Below are 26782 nucleotides of genomic sequence, written 5' to 3'. Positions count from 1 at the left end.
CGTTATTCTAACCGACTCAACCAGAGCTGCTCAAAACATGTGAAACGATTGGTGGGTGATGACGGGATCGAACCGCCGACATTCTGCTTGTAAGGCAGACGCTCTCCCAGCTGAGCTAATCACCCTTCGCTTCGGTGTGGCGCGCATTCTACGGAGCGACCCCACCTCTGGCAAGCACTTTTTTAAATAATTTTCTCAGGCCTTCCAAAGGCTTAGAGAAGGGTTGGCCTATGCCACGGCGAAGACAATAATGCCCCCCTTTGTATAAAGGAGAGACTCACCCCATGTGGTTCAAAAACCTGCTTATCTATCGCCTGACCCAAGACCTGCCTGTCGATGCCGAGGCGCTGGAAACTGCACTGGCCACCAAACTGGCGCGTCCATGTGCAAGCCAGGAGTTGACCACCTACGGTTTCGTCGCGCCATTCGGTAAAGGCGAAGATGCTCCACTGGTGCACGTCAGCGGTGATTTTCTGCTGATCGCTGCCCGTAAAGAAGAACGCATTCTGCCTGGCAGCGTCGTGCGTGACGCGGTCAAGGAAAAGGTCGAAGAGATCGAAGCCGAGCAGATGCGCAAGGTCTATAAGAAGGAACGCGATCAGATCAAGGATGAAATCATCCAGGCCTTCCTGCCGCGTGCCTTCATCCGTCGCTCGTCGACCTTTGCGGCCATTGCGCCGAAAACGGGTCTGATCCTGGTCAACTCGGCCAGCCCGAAACGTGCCGAAGACCTGCTCTCCACCCTGCGTGAAGTGATCGGCACCCTGCCCGTCCGTCCGCTGACCGTGAAGATGGCACCGACCGCTGTGATGACCGATTGGGTCACCACGCAAAAAGCCGCCGACGATTTCTATGTGCTGGACGAGTGCGAACTGCGCGACACCCACGAAGACGGCGGTATCGTGCGCTGCAAGCGCCAGGACCTGACCAGCGAAGAAATCCAGTTGCACCTGAGCACCGGCAAAGTCGTCACTCAGTTGTCGCTGGCCTGGCAGGACAAGTTGTCGTTCATGCTCGACGACAAAATGACCGTCAAGCGCCTGAAGTTCGAAGACCTGTTGCAGGATCAGGCGGAACAGGACGGCGGCGACGAAGCTCTAGGCCAACTGGACGCCAGCTTCACCCTGATGATGCTGACGTTCGGCGACTTCCTGCCGGCGCTGGTTGAAGCGTTGGGGGGTGAAGAGACTCCTCAAGGGATCTAACCCCGGGTGAAATCTCAATGTGGGAGCGGGCTTGCTCGCGAAAGCGGTGTGTCATTCAAATAAATATTGGCTGACCCGACGCCTTCGCGAGCAAGCCCGCTCCCACAATTGGTTTTGTGGTGTGACTAATAATAAGGATCGGGCCATGCGCGCACTGGCTGCACTCAGCCGCTTTGTCGGCAACACCTTCGCTTACTGGGTTCTGATTTTCGCCGTCGCGGCATTCCTGCAACCGGCATGGTTCCTTGGCCTCAAAGGCGCCATCGTGCCGTTGCTCGGACTGGTGATGTTCGGCATGGGCCTGACCCTCAAACTCGACGACTTCGCCGCCGTTGCCCGCCACCCATGGCGTGTGGCGCTGGGCGTGGTCGCGCATTTCGTGATCATGCCGGGCGTGGCGTGGTTGTTGTGCCAAGCGTTTCACCTACCGCCAGAAATTGCTGTCGGTGTGATTCTGGTTGGCTGCTGCCCCAGCGGCACCTCCTCCAACGTGATGACCTGGCTGGCCCGCGGCGACTTGGCGCTGTCGGTGGCCATCGCCGCCGTCACCACCCTCCTCGCCCCGCTGCTGACCCCGGCACTGATCTGGCTGCTGGCCTCGGCGTGGTTGCCGGTGTCGTTCATGGAGCTGTTCTGGTCGATCCTGCAAGTGGTGCTGCTGCCGATCATCCTCGGCGTCGTTGCTCAACGTTTGCTCGGCGATAAGGTTCGCCACGCGGTCGATGTATTGCCTCTGGTGTCGGTGGTCAGCATCGTTATCATCGTCACCGCTGTGGTGGCGGCCAGTCAGGCGAAGATTGCCGAATCCGGCCTGCTGATCATGGCCGTGGTGATGCTGCACAACAGCTTCGGCTACTTGCTGGGTTACTTCACCGGGCGCTTGTTCAAGTTGCCGTTGGCCCAGCGCAAATCACTGGCACTGGAAGTCGGGATGCAGAACTCCGGTTTGGGCGCCGCGCTGGCCAGTGCACATTTCTCGCCATTGGCGGCAGTGCCGAGCGCACTGTTCAGCGTTTGGCACAACATTTCCGGGGCACTGCTTTCGACATACTTCCGGCGAATGAGTGAGAAAGAAGACCGTCAAATGCTGTCACGACAAACAGCGGACTGATTTCAAAACTTGATCCCGGGGTTAATGCTCGTCAGACTATTTCGCAACGCGGGGACGACCCTGCGGCTCGATCGAGTCATTAACCCGGGGACGACCCCATCAATCGATGGAGGTCTCCCATGTCCTGGATCATTCTGTTTTGCGCCGGCCTGTTTGAAGTCGGCTGGGCCGTCGGCCTGAAATACACTGACGGCTTCACCCGCCCGCTCCCCACCGCACTGACCGTTGCGGCCATGGCCATCAGCCTTGGCCTGCTGGGCCTTGCGATGAAGGAGTTGCCGCTGGGCACGGCTTATGCGATCTGGACCGGCGTCGGTGCCGTGGGCACGGTGATTGCCGGAATCATTTTGTTTGGCGAGTCGATGGCGCTGATTCGGTTGGCCAGTGTGGCGTTGATCATTACCGGGTTGATTGGCCTCAAGGTCAGCGCTTAGGCCACTACCGCTTTCGCGAGCAAGCCCGCCTACATTCAGCCGCGTTCTGCCAGAGGAATACGGTCAACTGAGGGAGCGGGCTTGCTCGCGAAGGGGCCCTTGAAGTCAGCGACTATCTGATTGTCCCGCGCAACGCCCCCACCAACTCCTGCAATTTCGCCGGCTGCGCGGCTTCCACAGCCACCGCCGGTCCGGCCACCAACGTCACCCGCGACCACAACCGGCGGAACACGCCCTTGTTCGGATCGCGGCTGAAGAAACTCCCCCACAACCCCTGCAATGCCAGCGGAATCACTGGCACCGGTGTTTCCTCCAGAATCCGCGTCAACCCGCCCTTGAACTCGTTGATCTCGCCATCGGCCGTCAACTTGCCTTCCGGAAAGATACACACCAGCTCACCATCCTTCAGATACTGGGCTATTCGGCTGAAGGCCTTTTCGTAGATCTGAATGTCTTCGTTGCGTCCGGCAATCGGAATTGTCCCCGCCGTGCGAAAGATAAAGTTCAGCACCGGCAAGTTGTAGATCTTGTAGTACATGACAAAGCGAATCGGCCGACGCACCGCGCCACCAATCAGCAAGGCGTCGACAAACGAAACGTGGTTGCACACCAGCAGCGCCGCGCCCTCATCCGGGATCGCTTCCAGATGGCGATGCTCGACGCGGTACATGGAATGGCTGAGCAGCCAGATCATGAAGCGCATGCTGAACTCGGGAACGATCTTGAAGATGTAGGCGTTGACGCCGATATTCAGCAGCGACACCACCAGGAACAGTTGCGGTATCGACAGTTTGACCACGCTCAACAACACGATCGAGACAATCGCCGAGACCACCATAAACAGTGCGTTGAGAATGTTGTTGGCCGCGATCACCCGCGCCCGCTCGTTCTCGGCGGTGCGCGACTGAATCAGTGCGTACAGCGGCACGATGTAGAAACCACCGAAAACGCCAAGACCGAGAATGTCGATCAACACTGCCCAGGTGTGTGCGAAGCCGAGCACTTCGGTCCAGCTATGGCCGGTGACGCTCTGTGGAATTCCGCCGGAATGCCACCACAGCAGAAGGCCAAACACAGTCAGGCCGAACGAGCCAAACGGTACCAGACCAATCTCGACCTTACGCCCGGAAAGCTTTTCACAAAGCATCGAGCCGAGGGCGATACCGACCGAGAACACCGTAAGAATCAGCGTAACCACGGTCTCATCGCCGTGCATCCACTCCTTGGCGTAGGCCGGGATTTGCGTCAGGTAAATCGCCCCGACGAACCAGAACCACGAGTTGCCGACAATCGAACGCGACACCGCTGGCGTCTGACCCAGACCCAGCTTCAAGGTCGCCCAGGACTGGCTGAAGATGTTCCAGTTCAAGCGCATTTGCGGCGATGCAGCCGCCGCACGCGGAATGCTGCGGCTGGCCAGATAGCCCAGCACCGCGATGCCGACGATGGCGGTCGACACCAGTGGCGCGTAATGAGTAGAAGACATGATGACCCCGGCACCGATGGTCCCGGCCAGAATCGCCAGAAACGTGCCCATCTCCACCAGCCCGTTGCCACCCACCAGCTCATCCTCGCGCAATGCCTGGGGCAGGATTGAATACTTCACCGGCCCGAACAAGGCCGAATGCGTGCCCATGGCGAAGAGCGCGACCAGCATCAGTGACAGATGATCGAAGAGGAAACCGACCGATCCCACCGCCATGATGGCGATTTCCGCCAGTTTGATCAGACGGATCAGCGCATCCTTGGCGAACTTCTCACCGAACTGTCCGGCCAGCGCCGAGAACAGGAAGAACGGCAGGATAAACAGCAGCGCGCACAGGTTGACCCAGATGGAGCGGTCACCTTCGATGGTCAGCCGATAAAGAATGGCGAGGATCAACGACTGCTTGAACACGTTGTCGTTGAACGCACCGAGCGACTGCGTGATGAAAAACGGCAAGAAGCGCCGGGTGCGCAGCAGGTTGAACTGTGAGGGGTGGCTCATCTTCCGTGTGTACCTGTTTTTGTAGAGGGAGGCCTGGATACTGTTTATTGGAATCTCGAACCGCGATCCAGGCCACACCTTACCTAAACTTTTCAGGTTATTTCTTCAAACCTGCAATGCACGGCGAGACAAACAGCTCGCCGCGCCAGGCGCCTTGCAGGGTTCGCTTGCCGACAATCAGCCACATCACCGCCAGCAAAGTAACCAACACCGTGCCGAAAATACTGAAAAATGTCAGGTTGAGCGTGCTCGCCAGTTTCAAGGTTGCCAGCGAATACACGCCCAACGGGAAGGTGAATCCCCACCAGCCGAGGTTGAACGGGATGCCGTCACGCAGATAGCGAACGGTGATCAGCAACGCCATCAACATCCACCACAAGCCAAAGCCCCACAAAGTGATCCCCGCCACCAGCCCCAAGCCCGCAGCGATTTCACCGATGCCTGGCAGACCGTTGGCCGCGAAGATCGCCGGCGCATCAGCGCCCAGCAGCAACATGCCCAACGCCCCGGTGCCGATAGGCCCGAGTGCCAGCCAGCTCGACGCTGCCATGTTTTCGTGAGGCAGTTTGTGCAGGGCCATACGCAGCAGCAGGATGGTCAGAATGCTGAACGCTACCGGTAGGGAAAATGCCCAAAGCACGTAACTTGTGGTCAACACCACCAGTTGCGAGTGGGCATCGGTCAGGTGCGGGGCGAGCAAACCACCGCTGGCCGCCGCGACTTCCGCAGCCACGACGGGCAACAGCCAAACGGCGGTCATCTGATCAATGCTGTGTTCCTGGCGCGTGAACATCATGTACGGGATCAACACGCCGCAGGCCAGCGACATCGCCACATCAACCCACCACAGCACTTCAGCAAGCTGAATCACCCCATCGCCCCAGCGCGGCAGACCGAACACCAGGAAGCCGTTGATGATCGTCGCCAGCCCCATGGGAATGGTGCCGAAGAACATCGACACGGTGGAATGGCCGAAAATCCGCCGTGCCTCGTCGAAAAACAGCATCCAGCGGGCGGCGTAAGCAGCGGTAAACAATGCGAACAACAGGATGTTGAACAACCACAACCCTTCGGCCACAGCGTGCATCCCGGGAAGGGTCAACGGCAATTGCGCCAGCGCCAACGCCAGCACGCCGGTGCCCATGGTCGCGGCGAACCAGTTAGGGGTGAATTGACGGATCACTTCACGCGGATGCTGAAGTTGATTGAACGGCTTGATGCCGGGTTTGGCGCTGTTGGGGCAAGTCATCGTGAACTCCTGTCCTCTGGTGAGGTTGAGTCCATGGTAGAACCGAATCGAATATCTATATAACGGGTAATATCTCTAACTGTTATCTGTTTTTCCAATAAGCAGTCAAACGCTACCTTCGCTCTCGATCACCAGAATCCGCGCCGCGCCTTGCGGATGGGCGACATGCTCGGTGCCAACCGAGGCGTAGAAGATGTCGCCAACGTCAAGCTGCACCTGTTTTTCTTCGCCCTCCTCGCGGTAATGCATCGACACTTGCTCATCGAGCACCACGAACACTTCCTCGCCATCATTGACGTGCCATTTATAGGGCTGATCGGTCCAATGCAGGCGTGTGGTGATGCCGTTCATGTTGGCGATGTCCAGCGCACCCCAGGCTCGGTCAGCAGTGAAAGTTTTGCTGCGAATAATCTTCATGAGTCGATCCGTGAGAAGAATGGCCGGGCAAGGCTAACCGAAACCGCGCCGGTTATGGAGCGTTGCACACCTTGGCCGGTTGAGCACGCAGACTGAGCAACAAAGCGCCTAGCGCCAACACGATCAGCACCGCACCATAGCCATCGGTGGTCGCGAGCAAACCAAAGCGGCGCGCCAGGTAGCCGGCGAGCAACGCTGGCAGGCAGAACGCCAAATAACTCAGCGCGTAGTACGCCGACATCAACCCGGCGCGCTCATGAGCCAAGGCCAGTGGCACCAGACTGCGCACGGCGCCGAGGAACCCGGCGCCAAAGCCGCAGCCTGCCACCAGCGTGCCGAGGAAAAACAGCGACAGACTGGCGCTGTGCACGCCAAGCAGAATCAGCACCAGCCCCATCGGCAGCAGACTCGCACCCAACTGCAAGGCCCGTTTGGCGCTGCGACTGCGCAGGGTGAAGATCATCAGTGCGCCGGTCACGGTCAATGCCGCCACGGTTGCGCCGCCGACCAGGTTGGAAGTGGAACCGGTGGCGGCGCGCACCAGCGATGGCGCGAGGGAGGCATAGAAACCGCCGAGCGCCCAGGTTGCGGTGTTCAGCGGCAACACTCGCCACAACGTTGCACGGGCCTGAATCGGTACATGCAACGTCGGCCGCAATGACGCCCACGCCCCGTCTTGCGGCGTTACACTTTCCGGCAAACGCCAGACGTACAGCGCCTGCACCACAAACAGCGCCAGCAGCAGCCAGTAAGTCAGTTGCAACGGCGCTGGGGCGAACTCGGCCAGCAACCCGCAGCCCATGCCGCCCAGCGCCATGCCCAGCAGCGGTGCAACGCTGTTGATCAACGGCCCTTGCTGGCGGTCGGTGTCCAGCAACGTGGCGCTTAAAACCGCGGTGGCCATGCCGGTGGCGAAGCCTTGCAGAACCCGCGCTGCAATCAACCCACTGACGCTGTCGGCATAAATGAACAGCAACATCGCCAGCGCATTGAGCAGCACAGCCGTGAAGATCACCGGTTTGCGCCCCAGGTGATCGGAGAGCAAACCGACGGTTAATAACGCCGCCAGCAGACTCAGTGCATAGACACCGAAAATCAGGGTCAGCACTGCTGCCGAGAAATGCAGCTTATCCTGATACAGGTGATACAACGGCGTCGGCGCAGTGGAAGCGGCGAGAAAACTGAGTAAGGTGATCGCCAGAAACCACAAGTTCGAACGATGGGAAACGGGACTATTCATGGGCACACTCCGCTAAAGCTAATTTTTTGCTTTTGCGGAGTGTGCTACCGCCCAACGCTTAAAGCAAATTCTTTGTGTTAAGGTCTGCCGCATGGCTATTAAAGAAGGTTTACGCCCCGGCGGTCGCAGCGCCCGGGTGCAAGAGTCGATTCACTCGGCTGTTCACGCACTCCTGCAAGAACAGGAGCGCTCGAGCGTGACCGTCCCGCAAATCGCGGCGCGCGCAGGCGTTACGCCGTCGACGATCTATCGGCGCTGGGGTGATTTGGCTGCGTTGCTGGCCGACGTCGCCCTCGCCCGCATGCGCCCCGACAGCGCGCCGGCTGAAACCGGTAGCCTGCGCAGCGATATTCGCGCGTGGGCCGAGCAGTATCTCGATGAAATGAGTTCCGAACCTGGGCGCAACATGATGCGCGACGTGCAAGCGAGCGCCACGCCAGGCTATTGCGTGACGATTATCGGGGCGCAGTTACAGACCATCATCGAGCGCCATCCTGACGAGCCGGCACCGAGCGTTGATCGGCTGATCAATCTGGTGGTGTCGCCCGTGGTGTTTCGCATCCTGTTTTCGGCGTCGGCGCTTGAGGTGGAAGAGTTGCATCGGTTGATCGATATTGCGCTGAAACAGGACTGATGCTGTCGCTGGCTTGCCAGCGATGAAGCCAGCCCAGTCACCATGAAAAACACCCGGTTCCCTACCCGCGACACCCCGCCACGCCAAGACCTTGGTCGACACTGACTAACCGCCACACTCATGCGAGACTGTCCGCCCGGGCAGGAGTGCCAGGGAGTCTTCTGTCGGGAGTGTTGCATGTCGTTGTCCACCGGGCTGATCGCCGCCGTCGCCCTGGCCTATATGGCCATCATGTTCGCCATCGCCTTCTACGGCGACCGTCGCAGCACACCGCTGCCACCGCGAATGCGTGCCTGGGTGTACAGCCTGTCGCTGGCCGTTTACTGCACCAGTTGGACATTCTTCGGCGCAGTCGGCCAGGCCGCCGAGCAATTGTGGGCATTTCTGCCGATTTACCTCGGGCCAATCCTGCTTTTAGTGGGCGCGCCGTGGGTTCTGCAAAAAATGGTGATGATCAGCAAACAGGAGAACATCACCTCCATCGCCGACTTCATCGCGGCGCGCTACGGCAAATCACAATCGCTGGCGGTGGTCGTGGCGCTGATCTGCCTGGTTGGCGTCCTGCCCTATATCGCCCTGCAACTCAAAGGCATCGTCCTGGGCGTGAACCTGTTGATTGGCGCCGGCGTCGACGCCATGGGCACTCGCGGCCAGGACACGGCGCTGATCGTGTCACTGGTGCTGGCGCTGTTCACTATCGTCTTCGGCACCCGCAACCTCGACGCCACGGAACACCACCGTGGCATGGTGTTGGCCATTGCGTTCGAATCGCTGGTCAAGCTGTTCGCGTTTCTGGCCGTCGGTGCCTTCGTGACCTACGGCCTCTACGACGGTTTCGACGACCTGTTCAACCAGGCGATGCTCGCGCCGCGCCTTGAGCAATACTGGAAAGAGACCATTAACTGGCCTTCGATGGTGGTGCAGACCGGCGTGGCGATGATGGCGATCATCTGCCTGCCCCGGCAGTTCCACGTCACGGTGGTCGAGAACATTGATCCGCAGGATCTGCGCCTGGCCAAATGGGTCTTCCCGGCGTACCTCGCCTTGGCCGCGCTGTTTGTCGTCCCGATCGCCCTCGCCGGTCAGATGTTGCTACCCAGCGACGTGCTGCCCGACTCGTTCGTGATCAGCCTGCCACTGGCGCAGGCCCATCCGGCACTGGCGTTACTGGCATTTATCGGCGGCGCATCGGCAGCCACCGGCATGGTGATTGTCGCCAGTGTGGCGCTGTCGACCATGGTCTCCAACGACATGCTGTTGCCGTGGTTGCTGCGGCGCAAAAACGCCGAGCGCCCGTTCGAAGTGTTCCGTCAGTGGATGCTCTCGGTGCGCAGGGTCACCATCGTGGTGATCTTGCTGCTGGCTTACGTCAGCTATCGCTTGCTGGGCTCGACGGCGAGCCTGGCGACCATCGGCCAGATCGCTTTCGCCGCGGTCACCCAACTCGCTCCGGCCATGCTCGGCGCCTTGTACTGGAAACAGGCGAACCGCCGTGGCGTCTTTGCCGGCCTCGCCGCCGGCACGTTCCTGTGGTTTTACACGCTGGTTCTGCCCATTGCCGCCCACAGTCTGGGTTGGTCGCTGAGCAGTTTCCCGGGGTTGGCGTGGCTGCACGGCAACCCATTGAACCTGCCGATCTCGCCCCTGACTCAGGGCGTAGTGCTGTCACTGGCGGGTAACTTCACCCTGTTTGCGTGGGTCTCGGTGTTATCCCGCACACGGGTGTCGGAGCACTGGCAGGCCGGGCGTTTCATCGGCCAGGAAATCAGCGCCCGCCCGAGTGCGCGCTCGATGCTGGCGGTGCAAATTGACGACCTGCTGCAACTGGCGGCGCGGTTTGTCGGGGAGGAACGCGCACGGCAGAGCTTCATTCGTTTCGCTTACCGTCAGGGCAAAGGCTACAACCCGAACCAGAACGCTGACGGCGAATGGATCGCCCACACCGAGCGCTTGCTGGCCGGCGTACTCGGCGCGTCTTCGACGCGCGCGGTAGTAAAAGCCGCTATCGAAGGTCGGGAGATGCAACTGGAGGACGTCGTGCGTATCGCTGACGAAGCTTCCGAGGTCCTGCAATTCAATCGTGCGCTGCTGCAAGGTGCGATTGAAAACATCACCCAAGGCATCAGCGTGGTCGACCAGTCACTGAAACTGGTGGCCTGGAACCGTCGTTATCTGGAACTGTTCAACTACCCGGAAGGCTTGATCAGCGTCGGCCGGCCGATTGCCGACATCATTCGCTACAACGCCGAGCGCGGTTTGTGTGGCCCGGGTGAAGCGCAAGTGCATGTTGCCCGACGCCTGCACTGGATGCGCCAGGGCCGAGCGCACACCTCTGAACGCTTGTTCCCCAATGGTCGGGTGATCGAGTTGATCGGCAACCCGATGCCCGGCGGCGGTTTCGTCATGAGTTTCACCGACATCACCGCATTCCGCGAAGCCGAGCAGGCTCTGACCGAAGCCAATGAAGGATTGGAGCAACGGGTCAGCGAACGGACGCAGGAATTGTCGCAACTCAACGTCGCATTGACCGACGCCAAGGGCACCGCCGAGGCGGCAAACCAATCGAAAACCCGTTTCCTCGCCGCCGTCAGTCATGACTTGATGCAGCCATTGAACGCCGCACGGTTGTTCTCTGCCGCCCTCTCCCATCAGGACGACGGCTTGAGCAGCGAGGCGCAGAAACTGGTCCAGCACCTCGACAGTTCGTTGCGCTCGGCTGAAGACCTGATCAGTGATCTGCTGGACATTTCCCGTCTGGAAAACGGCAAGATCAATCCCGATCGCAAGCCGTTTGCCGTCAATGAGCTGTTCGACACGCTGGGGGCGGAGTTCAAGGCGCTGGCCCAGGAACAAGGTTTGACGTTCCGCGTGCGCGGCAGTCAGTTGCGCATCGACAGCGACATCAAGTTACTGCGACGAATTTTGCAGAACTTCCTCACCAACGCTTACCGTTACGCAAAAGGCCCGGTTTTACTGGGTGTGCGGCGACGCGCCGGGGAATTGTGTCTGGAGGTCTGGGATCGCGGGCCTGGTATTCCGGAAGACAAGCAGCACGTTATTTTCGAGGAGTTCAAACGCCTTGACAGCCACCAGACGCGCGCCGAAAAGGGCCTCGGCCTTGGGTTGGCGATCGCCGACGGTTTGTGTCGCGTGCTCGGTCATACGCTGCGGGTGCGCTCTTGGCCGGGGCGCGGCAGTGTGTTCAGTGTCAGTGTGCCGTTGGCTCGCACGCAAACCACACCGGTGGGCGTCGTTGCCGAGATCAATGGCAAGTTGCCGAGCGGCGCGCAGGTGCTGTGCATCGACAACGAAGACAGCATTCTGATCGGCATGAACAGCTTGTTGAGCCGCTGGGGCTGCCAAGTGTGGACGGCGCGCAATCGTGAGGAATGCGCCGCGCTGCTCAGCGAGGGGGTGCGGCCGCAATTGGCGCTGGTCGACTATCACCTTGATCACGGCGACACCGGGACGGAGCTGATGGCGTGGTTGCGCACGACTCTGGGCGAGCCGGTACCGGGCGTGGTGATCAGCGCCGATGGGCGCCCCGAGATGGTCGCGCAGGTACACGCGGCGGGCCTGGATTATCTGGCCAAACCGGTGAAGCCGGCGGCGTTGCGGGCATTGCTGAGTCGGTATTTGCCGCTGTAAATCTCGGGTTTGCAGCGAAACGACTGATGCCTTCGCGAGCAAGCCCGCGCCCACCGGGTTGGGGTGCCCCTTGCAGGCGCGGGCTTGTGGTGATTATTCGGGTAGCTCGACCAGCCCATCGACGTCCGTCATCGCCCGCTCGAGCAAATCTGCCGGCAAGCTCTTGCTGGCCCGCGCGCCCAGCAGCTTGAGCTGTTCACTGCGACTGACCAGATTGCCGCGCCCTTCTGTCAGTTTGTTACGCGCCGAACTGTAGGCTTTGTCCAATTGCTGCAGGCGATTGCCAACCTCGTCCAGATCCTGAATGAACAGCACGAACTTGTCGTACAGCCATCCGGCGCGCTCGGCGATTTCCCGGGCGTTCTGGCTCTGGCGTTCCTGCTTCCACAGGCTGTCGATCACCCGCAGAGTCGCCAGCAACGTGGTCGGGCTGACGATGACGATATTGCGGTCAAATGCGTCTTGAAACAGGCTGGGCTCAGCCTGCAATGCAGCGGAAAACGCCGCTTCGATCGGCACGAACAGCAAGACGAAATCCAGGCTGTGCAAGCCCTCCAGGCGCTTGTAATCCTTGCCGGCCAAGCCTTTGACGTGATTGCGCAGGGACAGCACATGTTGCTTGATTGCCACCTGCCCCAGCGTGTCGTCATCCGCCGCCACATATTGTTGATAGGCCGTGAGGCTGACCTTGGAGTCGACCACCACTTGCTTGTCGCCCGGCAGGTAAATGATCACGTCGGGCTGGAAGCGCTCACCGTCCGGGCCTTTGAGGTTGACTTGGGTCTGATATTCGCGGCCCTTTTCCAGACCTGCGTGTTCCAGCACGCGCTCAAGAATCAGCTCGCCCCAGTTACCTTGGGTTTTCTGGCCTTTCAGGGCGCGGGTCAGGTTGGTCGCCTCGTCGCTCAAACGCAGGTTGAGCGCTTGCAGACGCTCCAGCTCCTTGGCCAGCGAGAAACGCTCACGGGCCTCGGCCTGATAGCTTTCTTCCACGCGTTTTTCGAAGGATTGAATACGTTCCTTCAGCGGATCGAGCAACTGGCCGAGACGCTGCTGGCTGGTTTCGGCGAAACGTTGTTCACGCTCATCGAAGATCTTGCCCGCCAGCTCGGCGAACTGCGCACGCAACTCATCGCGCGAGCCTTGCAGGTCGTTGAGGCGTTGTTGATGGCTTTCCTGCTGCTCACGCAGTTCGGCATTCAGCGAAGCCGCCTGAGCGTCGAGGCGGCGCAGTTCAGCCTCTTTGTTGGCACGCTCGATGTTCCAGGCATGGGAGGCGTCACGGGCGTCATCGCGCTCGATTTGCAGCAGTTCGACTTCGCGGCGCAGTGCCGCCAGATCGGCCTGTTTGGTCGCGTTGGCCTGACCGAGGTCAGCGACTTCGTCGCGGCTGGCATCAAGCTGAGCGCTGAGCCCGTCCTGCGCCAATTGCGCCATGGCCAGCCGCTCTTCGAGCAAGGCCACCTCGGCTTGTCCGGTACTCGCCCGGCGTTGCAGTTGCCAGGCCAACGCCAACAATGGCAGCCCAGCGCCTGCGAGACCGAGCAATACGCTGGTCAAGTCCATAGCCATAGCGACTCCTGCCGATCCGATAAAGCCTGAAGGGTAACGAAGGTGTCAGAACTTGGACAGCTCAGTCTTCGATGAGGCCAAGTTCCTGTTGCGCACGACGGTCGCCGGCGCGGGCGGCCTGACGCAGCAGATCCTGACCAATGCGACGGTCCCGGGCATTACCGCACTCGCGGCACATCAACTGACCGAGACGACTTTGTGCGGCGACCACGCCTTCACGCGCCGGTTGCTTGAGCAGGCGGCCAGCCAAGTGTTTGGCGTTATGGCTGTCACTCAGGCGCGGACTGTCGAGCAACCATTCGGCCACACGCACGGAAAATCGCTTGGGAGAGGTAACACGGAGATGTTCTGACGTAACAGAGTCTGGTACTGAGCGAAACTTCATAAAGCACTGTGGGACAGATCGGAAGGCGCGCCACTTTACTCTCTTTTTCTTACAGGTAAAGTCGAAAAACAACCCGGCACGCCCGTGCTAGAGCAAGCGCTCGGGACAATCCACAGAAGCTGTGGATAACTCAGTGGACAACCGCTCTCCAACCCTCGCAAAGCCTTGTGGAATGGGGCCCGCAGTCAAACTGACGATTTTTTCACCAACAAAAAAAAGCGATGTTTTTCATTGACTTAAACTTTCGATACAGGCAGCCACCGGAGTCAGGATTGATGTGACAGCGTCGTTACAGCTTGCGCAACTAATGTGCACAAGTGCCTGTTACCCGGTTATATCAATGCGCTTTTTCGGTTCGTTTTGGCACCCTGACTAACGAAAGAGGCCTCTGAGGCGCCGTTTCACGGATACGTCTTCGCCGACCGACGGTCGAGATGTGAGCCAATCCGGGGCGCCCCAGCGAGGTCGTTTCGCGAACTCCGCTCGCTACTGCAATCTTTTTCAACGCAGGGTTTGCTTTGTCCAATTCGATCCGTTAGTATCCGCGGCGTTAGTACCAAGCTGAAAGTCAATTCCGGTCGAACACATCCCCACGGTCAACCTTCTTCCAAGAAGCCACTACCGAAAAAAGCGGGATCGACCCCTCGATGGTTTCCAGGTAAATCTTGCGACAACACAGCCTTTGAATGAATGCAAAGGGTGTTGCGAAGGCCACTTACTCTGACCGAACCAACCTGCAAATTGATCAGGATCTTCACCCCGGGCCCAGAACCTTTGCCCTTGATGTGTTGCCTGCCCTCCTAAGTACCTACCTGCCAGCCCAAGCGCGCCAACTTAATAGCGCTTCAAACTGGCTGCTTTGTTCCAGTCGGGTTCTTCGTTCGACCAATGGTGGTCGACGTTACTGGAACGTTTTAACGTTGCACGGTTCTTATCCGTGTCATTTGTAGGAACACCTAATAACTATGTCTGCTCAAATTCATACTCAGGATGCCATTCGCACCCTAACCAACGCTTTTGCACCAATGAACTGCCTGATCATGGCCGCTCGCAAAGGCTGCTTCAGCTTCACCGTGGTCAATGAACACGGGATCGCCCGCCACAGCGAGCGTCTGTACCCCGATCAATACTCCAGCGCCGAACCGCTGCAGGCCGTGATCGATCGTACACGTCAGGCCCTGATTGCCTGAGAGCCGAAAAGGCTGCAAAAAGCAAAAGCCCTGCTTAAAACGCAGGGCTTTTTATTGCCTGATGTTTCACTTTTTACCCTCGACGCCTAAGCACTATCGGATATAACGGTTATAACTCACTGCCGGAAATATTTTAAAAACAGGCCTTTACGTCGCAAATATGACACTACACTTCAACTCAAGCGGCGTGATCCGCTTCCGGCGAGCCTGAGTCGATCCACCGCTGCCAAGGCCACCTTCAGGTATCGCCGCCCAATAACAAGATCCGAGGGCTTTATGGGTATCGCTGCCAGCGAACTGTGTCGCTACGTGATCCGTCCTACGCTGATTTATCTGGGACGCCATTGCGCAACCGCCGAATCCCTTTTGCTGGGCATTGCAGCCAGCCAGTCCGACCTCGGGTCCGCCCTGCATGACCGCCGAGGCCACGGCCTCTACCGCATCGCCGAGCATCGCCATCAGGCACTCTGGGATGACTATCTGGCGCTCGATCCGGAACGCGCCAGCCTGGTTCGCGGACTGGCCAGCCAGCATGCCTTTCTCAGCAGCCCGCACCTGGAATTGACCGTCAACCTGCGTTACGCCACGGCCATCGCCTGGCTGCTGGTGGAAGAACAAAACCCCACCCTTCCCGCCCCCAATGATCTGCTCGGCATGGCGCGGATCTGGCGTCAGACTTTTCAGCCCCAGGGTCGCCTGCGGGACTTCACTTATGCATGGCAAACCTGTGTTTCACCACTGAATCAGGTCGCTTGCTGACTGACCAGTTTTTCAAGATCGCCCATCATGTCGCCATTCTGGTCGGATTGTCCTACAAAACCGCTCTAACTCAACGCATACGGACTATAGCGCCGGAACGAAAATGTTGGTAATTTTCGCCCCGGTGATCACCAGGAGTTCTAATAATGAAAAAAGTAATGCTCAAAACCACCCTTAGCCTCGCCGTTGCCATGGCATCCACGCAGATTTTCGCCGCTGGCTTTGCCATCAACGAACACAGCATTAGCGGGATGGGGACGGGTTACGCCGGGCGATCTTCTTCTGCCGACGACGCAAGCACTGTTTATGGCAACCCTGCCGGCATGTCGCGCCTCAAGCGCGAACAAGTCACTGGCGGTGTTGCATTCCTCGATGCCAAGACCGATATCAGCGACGGTAGCTCCAGCCCTAACGGCGGCAGCAACAAAGGCGACATGGTGCCCTTCACCTCCGTACCTATGGGCTTCTACGTCAAACCGATCGATGAGCATTGGGCATTTGGTCTGGGGGTTTATGTACCGTTCGGCCTGATTACCGACTATGAAAAAGGGTTTGCCGGTCGTTACTTCGGCAGCAAGTCCGAAGTACAGGTCATCACCTTTCAGCCAACTGTCAGCTACGCCTTCAACGACAAGGTGTCGATCGGTTTCGGCCCGACCATCAACCGCATCGACGGCACGCTGGAATCCAACCTGTCGATCACTCAGGCCCTGCCGGATGGCAAGGTCAAGATCAAGGGCGACGACACCGCACTGGGCTACAACATCGGCGTGCTGGTACAAGCCACCGACACCACCCGACTGGGTCTGACGTATCACTCCAAAGTCGACTACAAGCTTGAAGGCAACACCAAGGTCAACTACGGCGCACTGGCGCTGGCCGGTCTTAGCGCCAGCCAGAAGTACGATGCTTCGCTGAAGATCACCACGCCTGAGTCCATCGACTTCTCGGTCACCCAAGCGATCAACGACCGCTGGAACGTCTATGCCGGTTCCACCTGGACCCGTTGGAGCCAACTGGAAAAAATCACCGTCAAGAACTCCGGCGTACAGCCTGCATTGGCCGGTCAGTTCGGTGAAATCACCGAAGACCAGAACTGGCACGACTCCTGGGCTTACGCCGTGGGCACGTCGTACCAGTTGAACAAGGAGTGGGTACTGCGTACCGGCCTGACGTTCGACCAGTCGCCGACCAACAACGTCGACCGTTCGCCACGCATTCCTACCGGCGACCGGACGATCTTCAGCATCGGCGCTGGCTGGAGCCCGACCGAAGACCTGACGATCGATGTCGCTTATTCGTACCTGAAGGAAGAGTCGGTCAAGATCCGCAACGAAAACGATCGCGGCCAGAGCTACAACTCCAAGTATGAAAACTCGGCAAACGGTTTCGGTCTCGGCGCAACCTACCGCTTCTGATGCTGTCAGGCGAGGCTAACCCCTCGCCCACTAAAAAGCCCCGCCTCGGTAAAGAGCGCGGGGCTTTTTCATTTAGATCAGGGTTTCAGCGGCTTTGAGGCAATGGCTTTCTCGATCGCGGCGAGAAACTGCGGATCATCCGGCTTGGTCAGGCTGGAGAAATTGGCGATCACTTTGCCCTGGCGATCCACCACGTATTTGTAGAAATTCCACTTCGGCGCACTGCTCTGCGCAGCCAACACCTGAAACATATGCGTGGCGTCATCACCCCGAACCTTCTGCGGCTCGGTCATGGCGAATGTCACGCCGTAGTTGGCATAGCAAACCTTGGCAGTCTCAGCGCTGTCCCTGGACTCCTGTTTGAAGTCGTTGGAGGGCACACCGAGCATTTCCAGACCTTGCGCCTTGTAGCGCTGATTGAGTGCCTCGAGGCCTTCGAACTGTGGCGCGAAACCACAGAAACTGGCGGTGTTGATCACCACCAGCGGTTTGTCGGCGTACTGCTTGCACAGATCAATGGAATCCTTGGCACGCAATTTCGGCAATGAGCCTTGCAACAATTCCGGACAGTCAGCGGCCTGGGCCAGGCCAGTCAACGCCATCAGCAACGCGGGAACCGCACACCAGCGCATCAGCATTTCGAGCCTCCTTGAGCAGTCGTCAGAGGTCGACGTTACTCGCCACGCCTGCTTCTAGCAAATACTCGTGCCCAACTGCATCAAAGCCAGGCCGCCCTGATGCCAGCCCCACCACACCAGCGCCAGCAAGGCGACGCCGAGCGCGGTGAGGGCAATTCGTGACCACAAACGACTCATGCAGCGCCCGCACTGGTTTGCAGGCGTGCGACAGGACGCTCGCGCACCGGCCAGTTCAACGCCGCCGCCAACAGGCTCAGAAGTATCGCCACTTGCCAGATCAAGTCATAACTCCCGGTACGGTCATACACCACCCCGCCCAGCCAGCCACCGAGGAACGCACCAAGCTGATGGAACAGAAACACGATGCCACCAAGCATGGACAGGTTTCGCACGCCGAACAAGGAAGCTACCGTACCGTTGGTCAACGGCACCGTCGACAGCCACAGAAAACCCATGGCCATGCCAAACACATACGCCGATGTCGTTGTCACCGGCAGCCACAGGAACAACGCGATCACCACCGCTCGCAGCAAATACAACGCTGTCAGCAACCGTGGTTTGGACATGCGGCCACCGAGCCAACCGGCGGTGTAGGTGCCGAAGATATTGAACAGTCCGATCAGCGCCAGCACCGTGGTGCCAACCGTGGCCGGCAAGTGCTGATCAACCAGATAGGCCGGTAGATGCACGCCGATAAACACCACCTGAAAACCACAGACGAAAAAGCCGAAGGCCAACAGCCAGAATCCAGAGTGCGAACAGGCTTCACGCAGGGCTTGCGAGAGTGTCTGTTCATGACCGAGTACTGGGAGCGGGTTGTCTTTGAGCATGCTCACCAGCGGCACAATAAGCGCCACCAACAGACCCAACACCAGCAGCGCAGCCGACCAACCGAGCCAGCCGATCAGACCCAGCGTGCCTGGCAACATGGCGAACTGGCCGAAGGAGCCGGCAGCGCTGGCAATGCCCATGCCCATGCTGCGTTTCTGCGGGGGTACCGCGCGACCGACGACGCCCAGGATCACCGAGAACGAGGTGCCAGAAAGGCCAATGCCAATCAACAGGCCCGCACTCAGGGACAACGTCAACGCCGAATCCGACAGGGCCATGCACACCAGCCCCGCGGCGTAGAGCACGCCACCGATCAGCACCACTTTCGCCGCGCCGAAGCGGTCCGCCAGTGCGCCGGTGAACGGCTGGGCGAGCCCCCAAATCAGGTTCTGCAAAGCGATGGCAAAGGCGAACACCTCACGCCCCCAGCCAAACTGCGCACTCATCGGCGACAGGAACAAGCCAAAACCGTGTCTTATGCCCAATGACAACGCCAAAATCAGCGCACTCCCCAGCAACACCCAACCGCACGTACGCCACATCGATGTCATTGTTGTTCTCCATTCGCGGGTATATACCCGCTTGAGCCCGAAAAAACCGGCGCTACGCCAGTTCGTCGAGCAATCTGAGCAAGGTTTCACGCTTCTCGGCGCCCAAACGATCAATCAATCGCTGCTGCGCCGCTTCCCAGGCTGGCAATGCCGCTGCCAGTCGCTGTACACCGGCCTCGGTGAGCCGGACGATGCGGTTACGCATGTCCTCGCCTTCGGCCAGCGCGACCAATCCCTCGCCCTCCAGCACGCGAACATTGCGTCCCAGGGTGCTGCGGTCCAGGCCCATGGCTTCGGCCAGTTCCGAGATGCTCGGTTGTTCCAGACGCTGCAGATTGCACAGCAAAGAATACTGGGCAACGTTGATCCCGAAGCCGTCGAGAGCGCCGTCGTAATGCCTGCTGACGCCACGCGCGGCGCGACGCAGGTTGGTGCACAAACACTGAGAAGGAAGCATGGTGCGTGTATATACCCGTGACTGTGTTAAATCAAGTTACACATCAGTTTATCAATACGGTTTGTGGCAAGTGATAAGCCAGCCATCCGTCAGACCAAGACCACCCCCACCAACACCGCCATCTCCAGCAATTCAAGCAACGCCCCCGCCGTATCCCCGGTCGTCCCGCCCAGCCGTCGCATCATCACTTGCCGCAGCCAGAAAAACACAACGAGCGCTACAACCAAAGCAACCATCGCTTTGAATCCGGCGATCAGCAAACACGCCGCCGCGCTCAACCCCAGCACCCGCCACCCCGTCTTGCGCGGCAGATGATCGGCCAGCGCTTGCCCCAAGCCACCGGCGCGCACATAGGGGGTGGTCAGAAACAGCCCGAGCAACGCCGCCCGCCCAAGCAACGGCACAATGATCAACGCCATCGCTTGCTGCTGCTCAATCAGCGCCAGCAAAGCCGCGAATTTCAGCAGCAACACCAGCACCAGCGTCACCACAGCGATCGGCCCGCTGCGCGGGTCTTTCATGATCGTTAACGTACGTTCGCGATCACCAAAGCCACCCAGCCAGGCATCGGCACTGTCGGCCAGACCATCAAGGTGCAACGCACCGCTGAGCAACACCCAAACCGTTAACAACAGCGCCGCGTGCAGCAGCAACGGCGCACCCGCCAGCGCCAGGTTCAGCGCCCAAAGGATCACGCCGAACAGCAACCCCACCAGCGGATAAAACAACAGCGAACGCCCAAGCTGTTCCGGCTCAGGCATGCCCGGCAAACGAATCGGCAGGCTGCTGAGAAATTGCAGGGCGATCCACAGCGCCAGCATGTCAGTGACCTTCCTTGAGCAAACCGTCAACCTCGACCGTCAGCGAGAAGAGCGCGCCGTGACCGACTTCAACATTGAGCAACTGTTCACGCGGCAATCCTCGCGCCTGCGCCAGCAACAGGCGCATCACGCCGCCATGACTGATCAGCAGCACCCGCTCACCCGCATACGCCGCTTGCAGCCGCGCCACCGCCGCCAATACCCGCGCAGAAAAATCACTGACCGGCTCGCCCTGCGGTGGCGTAAACCCATACGGGTCAGCCCAGAACAGCCCTAGCGCCTCGGCATCCGTCTCCATCAGCGCCGCCGCGCTCTGCCCTTCCCAAGCGCCGAAATGCAGTTCTTGCAGATCCTTGTCCAGTTGCACCGGCAGATTCAGTTGTTCACCGAGTTCAGCGGCAAACCGCGCGCACCGCTGCAATGGCGAGCTGACCAAACGATCCCACGGCCCGCCCGCGACGACAGCCGCACGCATCTGCGCCCAGCCCTTTTCGGTGAGCGCGTCATCGAGACTGCCGCGCAAGCCACCACCGAGTTCGGTCTCACCGTGTCGCAGCAGATCCAGACGCAACGTCATGCCGGACGATCCGCCACCGCAGCCTCAGCGAACGTCGCCATCTGTCCGTGCAGGTCGCAGGCCAGACGCAGCAGTGGCACCGCCAGCGCGGCGCCACTGCCCTCGCCAAGACGCAGGCCGAGTTCCAGCAACGGTTCGGCGCTCAGGGTTTCCAGCACATGCCGATGGCCCGGCTCAGCACCGCGATGTCCGAACAGCAACCACTCACGGCAAGCCGGATTCAAGCGCACCGCGACGAGCGCGGCGACGGTGCAGATAAAGCCGTCGACCAGCACGGCTACGCCTTCCTGCGCACAGGCCAGATACGCGCCGACCAGCGCGGCAATCTCGAACCCCCCAAGGTTGAACAGTGTCTGCAACGCGTCACCACGCTGCGCGGCGTGCAACGCCAATGCGCGCTCGATCACTTGCGCTTTATGGCTGACACCTTCGGCATTCAAACCGGTGCCGGGGCCGGTCAGGTGCGCCACCGGGCAATCGAGCAAAGCACAGGCGAGCGCACTGGCAGCGGTGGTATTACCGATGCCCATTTCGCCACCGATGAACAACTGCGTACCCGCCGCTTTGGCGCGCAACACGCTGTCGCGACCGGCCAGCAACGCGAGTTCGCCTTGCGATTGAGTCATCGCCGAACCCTGAACGAAATTCGCCGTGCCTGCGCCGATATTCAAGTGACGCACTCCCGGCAGATTCAGCGTCGGCGTTACCGTGCCCAGGTCCACCACTTCCAGTTGTGCACCGAGCGTGCGTGCCAGCACGCTGATCGCCGCGCCGCCGCTGACGAAGTTGAGCAGCATCTGCCCGGTCACTTCCTGCGCAAATGCCGACACACCTTCAGCCACAACACCGTGATCACCGGCAAAAATCGCAATCCAGACCTGTTCAAGCGTCGGCTTCACCTGCCCTTGCAGACCGGCCAACTGCACCGCCACCGACTCGAGCCGCCCCAGAGAGCCGGCTGGTTTGGTCAATTGCTGTTGCCGTGCTGCCGCTTGTTCAACGATATCGGCGTTCACCGGTTTGCACGGGTTCAACCACCAGGCTTGGGTCATAAGGCAGGTCCTTTCAGGGTCAGGGGCAGGCCGGCGACGGTCAGGACGACACGCTGACAGCGCTCAGCCAGAGCTTGATGCAGCCAACCGGCTTCATCGACGTAGCGGCGAGTCAATTCGCCCAGCGGCACGACACCCATTCCGGTCTCGTTGCTGACAAAAATGATTTCACCCGGCAAGGACGCCAGGCATTCGAGCAGGGCGTCGCGTTCAGCGACGAGACGCTCAACGTCATCGAGCATCAACAGGTTGGTCAGCCACAGGGTCAGGCAATCGACCAGCAGGCAACGCTCGGCATTGGCGTTTTCGCGCAGGACGCGGGCCAGTTCCAGCGGTTCTTCGATGAGCGACCATTGGGCAGGACGACGAGCGCGATGATGAGCGACGCGGTCATTCATTTCGCCGTCCAGCGGCTGGCTGGTGGCGATGTAGGTGACTGACAGGTTGCTGTCGGTGGCGAGCGTTTCCGCCAGGCGACTTTTGCCGGAGCGGGCGCCGCCGAGGATCAATTGGAGCATGGGAACATCCTGAAAATTATGCATTGAGGCCACCGGCCTCTACGCGAGCAAGCCCGCTCCCACAGAGACCGCGGTAGCCGAAACACCCTAGATCCCACAGAGCTGACGCAACAAATCGGTATCCAGATGCTTCTCCACCAGATCCGCCAACCGTTCGATATCGCGCTCGCGCAACCCGTGATAATCCACGTCCTGCACATCGCTCAGCCCCGCCCAGCGCAGCAACGCCGCACTGGCCGCCGGCGATTCGAACACGCCATGCAGATACGTACCGAACACCTGCCCATCAACACTCTGCGCGCCATCGCAACGACCGTCATCGAGCCGCACCGCTGCGTTTTCCAGCGCAGGGCCAGTGGTCACGCCAGCATGAATCTCATAACCGCTGACTTCGGCATCTTCCAGCGTCAGACGCCCGCGCACATTGCGTAATTGCTTCTCGGCCTCAAGCTGCGTTTCAAACGCCAGCAAACCGAAACCGGCACTGGACCCCGGCGAGCCTTCCAGCCCCAGCGGGTCATGCACCTGCTGACCGAGCATTTGCAGGCCACCACATATCCCCAGCACTTTGCCGCCGTAACGCAAGTGACGGTTGATCGCCGTGTCCCAGCCGTTGGCGCGCAGATAGGCCAGATCACTGCGCACGCTTTTCGAGCCCGGCAAGATGATCAGGTCCGCTGCCGGAATCGCCTGCCCCGGCCCCACAAATTGCAGATCAACCTGTGGATGCAAACGCAGCGGATCGAAATCGGTGTGGTTGCTGATGCGCGGCAGCACCGGCACCACCACTTTGAGCACTTGATCGGCCTTGTCGGTCTGGCGCTGGTCGATGCCGTCTTCCGCCTCCAGATGCAGATCCATCACATATGGCAACACGCCGACCACCGGCTTGCCGGTGCGCTGCTCAAGCCAGTCGAGGCCTGGCTGCAGCAAGGCGATGTCACCGCGAAAACGGTTGATGATGAAGCCTTTTACCCGCGCCTGCTCGCTCGGCGACAGCAACTCCAGCGTGCCAACCAAATGAGCAAAAACACCACCGCGATTGATGTCGGCAATCAGCAGCACCGGGCAATCGACCGCCTCGGCGAACCCCATGTTGGCGATGTCGCCAGCGCGCAGATTGATCTCCGCCGGCGAGCCGGCGCCCTCGACCATAACCAACGGGTACGTCGCGCTCAATCGTTCGTGCGAGGCCAGCACAGCCTTCATGGCGATGGCTTTGTAGTCGTGATAGGCCACGGCGTTCATGCTGGTGACGGCGCGCCCATGAATGATCACTTGCGCGCCGGTGTCGCTATTGGGTTTGAGCAGTACCGGGTTCATGTCGGTGTGCGGCTCAAGAAACGCCGCTTGTGCCTGCACAGCCTGCGCCCTGCCGATTTCGCCGCCGTCAGCGGTCACCGCGCTGTTGAGCGCCATGTTCTGCGGTTTGAACGGCACGACGGCGACACCCTGACGGGTCGCCCAGCGGCACAGCGCCGTCACCAACGTACTTTTGCCCGCGTCGGAGGTGGTGCCCTGCACCATCAGGGTTGTCATTTCAATTCCTTGGTAAAGGCCTGCAGCGCCTGTTCGAGACGCGCTTGCTCAGCCGCGTCGGCAGGCAAGCCGAAACGCAGGCTGCTGTTGTGGGTGAAGAGGCGCAGAAGGATGCCGCGACGGGCCATGAATTCGTATAGCGCGGCGGCATGCTCAGTGATCAGCCACTGGAACAAGGCGCAACCGCCGTGGGGTTTGAAGCCGTAACGCTCCAGCACAAGGGCAAGCCTTTCACTCGCCTCGTCACTGCGAATGCGTTGCCGGGTGTGACCTTCAGTATCGCGCAGACAGGCCCGACCCAACACCCGCGTCGGCCCGCTTACAGCCCACGGCCCGACTTGCTCGGCGAGCAATTTAAGCAACTTGCGCTCGGCCAGGACAAAACCCAGTCGCACCCCGGCCAGACCAAAAAACTTGCCGAATGAACGCAACACAATCAAACCGACCTGATGGGTATGTGCAGCCAGGCTCAACTGCGGGGTGTTGTCCATGAACGCTTCGTCGACCACCAGCCAACCACCGCGCTGGGCCAGCCGTGCATGCCAGTCGAGCAGCCGCGCCGGGCTCAGACTCAGGCCGGTGGGGTTGTTCGGATTGACCACCACCAGCACGTCAAGGTTGTCGATAAAGAAGTCGACTTCCTGTTCGAGCATTTCACGCACGATGTAGCCGCTGCGGCGCCAGGCTTCGGCGTGCTCGGCATAACACGGCGACAACACACCGACTTTGCCAGCCCGACGCAAGCGCGGCAGCAACTGGATGGCCATCTGCGAACCGGCCACCGGCAACACCTGCGAAGCGCCGTAATAATCGCACGCGGCTTGTTCCAGACCGTCGTCGGTCTCCGGCAATCGCGCCCAGGCTCGCAGCGGTATGTCGGGGATCGGAAACGGCCACGGCGCCAGACCGCTGGACAGGTCGAGCCAGTCGGCTTCGGCAATACCGTAATCGAGAGCAGCCTTGCGCAGCCGGCCACCGTGCTCAAGCATAGAATTCTGCCCCCAGGCAAAGAATCAGCAGCCATAACCATACGCCGCGCTGGACCAATTGCGAGCCACGGTCGATCGAATCGGCATCGGCCTGAGCGCCTTCGCCCAGTTGCGGACGCTCATGCAGTTCGCCGTGGTAAATCGCCGGGCCGCCAAGCTCGACACCGAGCGCACCGGCCCCTGCCGCCATCACCGGGCCGGCGTTGGGGCTGTCCCATTTCGGCGCCTGGGTGCGCCAGCATTTCAACGCCAGCCGGGTTTTACCGAGCAGTGCGTAGGTCAACGCCACCAGGCGTGCAGGAACGTAGTTGAGTACGTCGTCGATTTTGGCCGCGCACCAGCCAAAACGCTCAAAACGTTCGTTGCGATAGCCCCACATCGCATCGAGCGTATTACTCAAACGGTAGAGGACAACGCCCGGCGCACCCGCCACAGCAAACCAGAACAGCGCGGCGAACACCGCATCGCTGCCGTTCTCCAGTACTGACTCGGTGGCCGCGCGGGCGACGGCGGTGCTGTCCAGTTCATGGGTCTGGCGGCTGACCAGATAACCGACACGCTTACGCGCCTCTTCCAGATCATCGGCGCGCAACGCCTGGGCCACCGGCTCGACGTGTTCGCCGAGGCTGCGCATGCCAAGGGCGCAATACAACGCAAGGATCTCGACAACCCAGCCCACATACGGCGCCCAGGACAATGCAGTGGCCAGCAAGGTCAGCGGCAGCACCGCGATCACCCACGCGGTCACGCCGTGGCTTCGCCAGCCCCGGCCACCGGCGTTGAACCGTTGCTCGATGCGCCCGGCAAAATTGCCGAACGCTACCAGCGGATGCCAGCGTTTCGGTTCACCCAGCAGCGCATCCAGCGCGACCGCGGCGACACTCAACAACGCCACACTCATTGACTCACTCCCCAATAATTTTCATACAGCAACTCATTGAGCGGACGCGCCTGCGCCCACCCTTCGAGTACCAGCATCGGCGCCGGATAGAATTCCTTGACCGGGCCCAGGCACAAAACGGCCAAAGGCTTGGCCCCGGCCGGCAGTTTCAGCAGATCGGCGAGCGCTTGCGGCTCGAACAACGAGACCCAGCCCATGCCCAATCCTTCGGCACGGGACGCCAGCCACAGATTCTGAATCGCACAGGACAACGAAGCCATGTCCATTTCCGGCAGCGTGCGGCGCCCGAAAATGTGTTTCTCGCGATCATCCATCAGCGCCGCGACCAGCACTTCGGCGCAGTCGTTGATGCCTTCGACCTTGAGCTTCATGAACTCGTCACTGCGCTCACCGAGGGCCTCGGCGGTGCGGATGCGTTCTTCTTCTACGAGATTGCGGATCTGCCCGCGCAGTGCACGATCGCTGACGCGGATGAAACGCCAAGGCTGCATCAAGCCGACACTTGGTGCTTGATGTGCGGCGTCCAATAAACGGCGCAGCAACTGGGGCTCGACGGCGCCGCCAGTGAAGTGGCGCATGTCGCGGCGTTCGGCGATGGCTTTGTAGACCGCTGCGCGTTCGGCTTCGGAAAATGCGTTGTCCGTCACGGCCTCTTCGCG

At 60.1% G+C, this 26782-nt stretch carries 26 protein-coding genes and 1 tRNA gene; 8 read left to right on the top strand and 19 right to left on the bottom strand.

From position 1 onward, the window contains the following. Positions 1–49: 49 nt before the first annotated feature. A tRNA-Val gene (locus ACIOWA_RS13910) sits at positions 50–125 on the bottom strand. Positions 126–284: 159 nt separating this feature from the next. On the opposite strand from ACIOWA_RS13910, the gene rdgC reads away from it, so the two are divergent. From rdgC to sugE, 3 genes are all read left to right on the top strand, one after another. Then, positions 285–1205 (top strand): recombination-associated protein RdgC, encoded by a 921-nt coding sequence (gene rdgC / locus ACIOWA_RS13905; RefSeq protein ID WP_339433677.1) that lies wholly within the window; start codon positions 285–287, stop codon positions 1203–1205. A gap of 145 nt (positions 1206–1350) precedes the next feature. Next, positions 1351–2316: a bile acid:sodium symporter family protein gene (locus ACIOWA_RS13900; protein ID WP_339466730.1), complete on the top strand. Its 966-nt coding sequence runs from the start codon at positions 1351–1353 to the stop codon at positions 2314–2316. A gap of 119 nt (positions 2317–2435) precedes the next feature. After that, entirely contained in the window at positions 2436–2750 is a 315-nt protein-coding gene (gene sugE / locus ACIOWA_RS13895; RefSeq protein ID WP_221732219.1) for a quaternary ammonium compound efflux SMR transporter SugE, read from the top strand. Between the two features lie 112 nt (positions 2751–2862). Here sugE and ACIOWA_RS13890 read toward each other — a convergent pair whose 3' ends face one another. The 4 genes from ACIOWA_RS13890 to ACIOWA_RS13875 all read right to left on the bottom strand — a co-directional run bounded on the left by ACIOWA_RS13890 (position 2863) and on the right by ACIOWA_RS13875 (position 7643). After that, on the bottom strand, positions 2863–4737 hold the full coding sequence (locus tag ACIOWA_RS13890) for an MFS transporter (protein ID WP_401160302.1): 1875 nt from the start codon (positions 4735–4737) through the stop codon (positions 2863–2865). A 97-nt stretch (positions 4738–4834) separates the two neighbouring features. Next, positions 4835–5986, bottom strand: a complete 1152-nt coding sequence (locus ACIOWA_RS13885) for a TDT family transporter (protein ID WP_339433680.1) — start codon at positions 5984–5986, stop codon at positions 4835–4837. A 105-nt stretch (positions 5987–6091) separates the two neighbouring features. Beyond that, a complete protein-coding gene (locus ACIOWA_RS13880; protein WP_401160300.1) occupies positions 6092–6403 on the bottom strand; it encodes a cupin in 312 nt (103 codons plus the stop codon). A gap of 52 nt (positions 6404–6455) precedes the next feature. Then, positions 6456–7643, bottom strand: coding sequence for an MFS transporter (locus ACIOWA_RS13875; protein ID WP_401160298.1), 1188 nt, complete (start codon positions 7641–7643; stop codon positions 6456–6458). A 91-nt stretch (positions 7644–7734) separates the two neighbouring features. Between ACIOWA_RS13875 and ACIOWA_RS13870 the strand changes: the two genes are divergently transcribed. Both ACIOWA_RS13870 and ACIOWA_RS13865 read left to right on the top strand, forming a co-directional pair. After that, complete coding sequence (locus tag ACIOWA_RS13870; protein WP_401160296.1) at positions 7735–8277, top strand: TetR/AcrR family transcriptional regulator; 543 nt, start codon at positions 7735–7737, stop codon at positions 8275–8277. Between the two features lie 177 nt (positions 8278–8454). Beyond that, positions 8455–11925: a NahK/ErcS family hybrid sensor histidine kinase/response regulator gene (locus ACIOWA_RS13865; protein WP_339433684.1), complete on the top strand. Its 3471-nt coding sequence runs from the start codon at positions 8455–8457 to the stop codon at positions 11923–11925. Positions 11926–12018: 93 nt separating this feature from the next. Here ACIOWA_RS13865 and rmuC read toward each other — a convergent pair whose 3' ends face one another. Further along, positions 12019–13383 (bottom strand): DNA recombination protein RmuC, encoded by a 1365-nt coding sequence (gene rmuC / locus ACIOWA_RS13860; protein ID WP_339433723.1) that lies wholly within the window; start codon positions 13381–13383, stop codon positions 12019–12021. Positions 13384–13558: 175 nt separating this feature from the next. Further along, positions 13559–13882: a sel1 repeat family protein gene (locus tag ACIOWA_RS13855; protein WP_339494959.1), complete on the bottom strand. Its 324-nt coding sequence runs from the start codon at positions 13880–13882 to the stop codon at positions 13559–13561. A gap of 965 nt (positions 13883–14847) precedes the next feature. On the opposite strand from ACIOWA_RS13855, the gene ACIOWA_RS13850 reads away from it, so the two are divergent. The 3 genes from ACIOWA_RS13850 (at position 14848) to ACIOWA_RS13840 (ending at position 17249) form a co-directional block, all read left to right on the top strand. After that, on the top strand, positions 14848–15072 hold the full coding sequence (locus ACIOWA_RS13850) for a hypothetical protein (protein ID WP_221732211.1): 225 nt from the start codon (positions 14848–14850) through the stop codon (positions 15070–15072). A gap of 276 nt (positions 15073–15348) precedes the next feature. Then, positions 15349–15831, top strand: coding sequence for a hypothetical protein (locus tag ACIOWA_RS13845; RefSeq protein WP_221732210.1), 483 nt, complete (start codon positions 15349–15351; stop codon positions 15829–15831). 146 nt (positions 15832–15977) lie between these two features. Continuing rightward, positions 15978–17249: an outer membrane protein transport protein gene (locus ACIOWA_RS13840; protein WP_339433686.1), complete on the top strand. Its 1272-nt coding sequence runs from the start codon at positions 15978–15980 to the stop codon at positions 17247–17249. A gap of 77 nt (positions 17250–17326) precedes the next feature. Here the strand turns inward: ACIOWA_RS13840 and ACIOWA_RS13835 are convergent, their stop codons facing one another. The 12 genes from ACIOWA_RS13835 to bluB form a co-directional block, all read right to left on the bottom strand. Continuing rightward, positions 17327–17887 (bottom strand): glutathione peroxidase, encoded by a 561-nt coding sequence (locus ACIOWA_RS13835; protein ID WP_339466649.1) that lies wholly within the window; start codon positions 17885–17887, stop codon positions 17327–17329. Between the two features lie 54 nt (positions 17888–17941). Then, positions 17942–18064 carry a hypothetical protein gene (locus ACIOWA_RS13830; RefSeq protein ID WP_339433688.1) on the bottom strand — a complete coding sequence of 41 codons (123 nt, stop codon included), beginning with the start codon at positions 18062–18064 and terminating at the stop codon, positions 17942–17944. Then, complete coding sequence (locus tag ACIOWA_RS13825; protein WP_401160292.1) at positions 18061–19269, bottom strand: MFS transporter; 1209 nt, start codon at positions 19267–19269, stop codon at positions 18061–18063. The genes ACIOWA_RS13830 and ACIOWA_RS13825 overlap by 4 nt, the downstream gene beginning before the upstream one ends. A 52-nt stretch (positions 19270–19321) precedes the next feature. After that, positions 19322–19726, bottom strand: coding sequence for a MarR family winged helix-turn-helix transcriptional regulator (locus ACIOWA_RS13820; RefSeq protein ID WP_221732206.1), 405 nt, complete (start codon positions 19724–19726; stop codon positions 19322–19324). Positions 19727–19815: 89 nt separating this feature from the next. Beyond that, complete coding sequence (locus ACIOWA_RS13815) at positions 19816–20547, bottom strand: adenosylcobinamide-GDP ribazoletransferase (RefSeq protein WP_401160290.1); 732 nt, start codon at positions 20545–20547, stop codon at positions 19816–19818. A 1-nt stretch (position 20548) separates the two neighbouring features. After that, on the bottom strand, positions 20549–21124 hold the full coding sequence (gene cobC, locus ACIOWA_RS13810) for an alpha-ribazole phosphatase family protein (protein WP_339466651.1): 576 nt from the start codon (positions 21122–21124) through the stop codon (positions 20549–20551). After that, the gene (gene cobT / locus ACIOWA_RS13805; protein WP_401160288.1) at positions 21121–22176 is read right to left on the bottom strand and encodes a nicotinate-nucleotide--dimethylbenzimidazole phosphoribosyltransferase; all 1056 of its coding nucleotides are present in this window, start codon (positions 22174–22176) and stop codon (positions 21121–21123) included. The genes cobC and cobT overlap by 4 nt, the downstream gene beginning before the upstream one ends. After that, complete coding sequence (gene cobU, locus ACIOWA_RS13800; protein WP_401160286.1) at positions 22173–22694, bottom strand: bifunctional adenosylcobinamide kinase/adenosylcobinamide-phosphate guanylyltransferase; 522 nt, start codon at positions 22692–22694, stop codon at positions 22173–22175. Before cobU ends, cobT begins: the two co-directional genes overlap by 4 nt. A gap of 87 nt (positions 22695–22781) precedes the next feature. Further along, positions 22782–24233 carry a cobyric acid synthase gene (locus ACIOWA_RS13795; RefSeq protein ID WP_401160284.1) on the bottom strand — a complete coding sequence of 484 codons (1452 nt, stop codon included), beginning with the start codon at positions 24231–24233 and terminating at the stop codon, positions 22782–22784. Then, entirely contained in the window at positions 24230–25222 is a 993-nt protein-coding gene (cobD, locus tag ACIOWA_RS13790; protein ID WP_339433696.1) for a threonine-phosphate decarboxylase CobD, read from the bottom strand. Before cobD ends, ACIOWA_RS13795 begins: the two co-directional genes overlap by 4 nt. Continuing rightward, positions 25215–26123, bottom strand: a complete 909-nt coding sequence (gene cbiB / locus ACIOWA_RS13785) for an adenosylcobinamide-phosphate synthase CbiB (RefSeq protein ID WP_401160282.1) — start codon at positions 26121–26123, stop codon at positions 25215–25217. Before cbiB ends, cobD begins: the two co-directional genes overlap by 8 nt. Further along, positions 26120–26770, bottom strand: a complete 651-nt coding sequence (gene bluB, locus ACIOWA_RS13780) for a 5,6-dimethylbenzimidazole synthase (RefSeq protein ID WP_401160280.1) — start codon at positions 26768–26770, stop codon at positions 26120–26122. The genes cbiB and bluB overlap by 4 nt, the downstream gene beginning before the upstream one ends. Between the last annotated feature and the right edge of the window lie 12 nt (positions 26771–26782).

The sequence above is a fragment of the Pseudomonas sp. NPDC087614 genome, assembly GCF_044743485.1.
Taxonomy (GTDB): Bacteria; Pseudomonadota; Gammaproteobacteria; order Pseudomonadales; family Pseudomonadaceae; genus Aquipseudomonas; species Aquipseudomonas baetica_A.
Note: the sequence above shows the minus strand (reverse complement) of the source record. Positions and strands in the feature narration are given on the sequence as shown.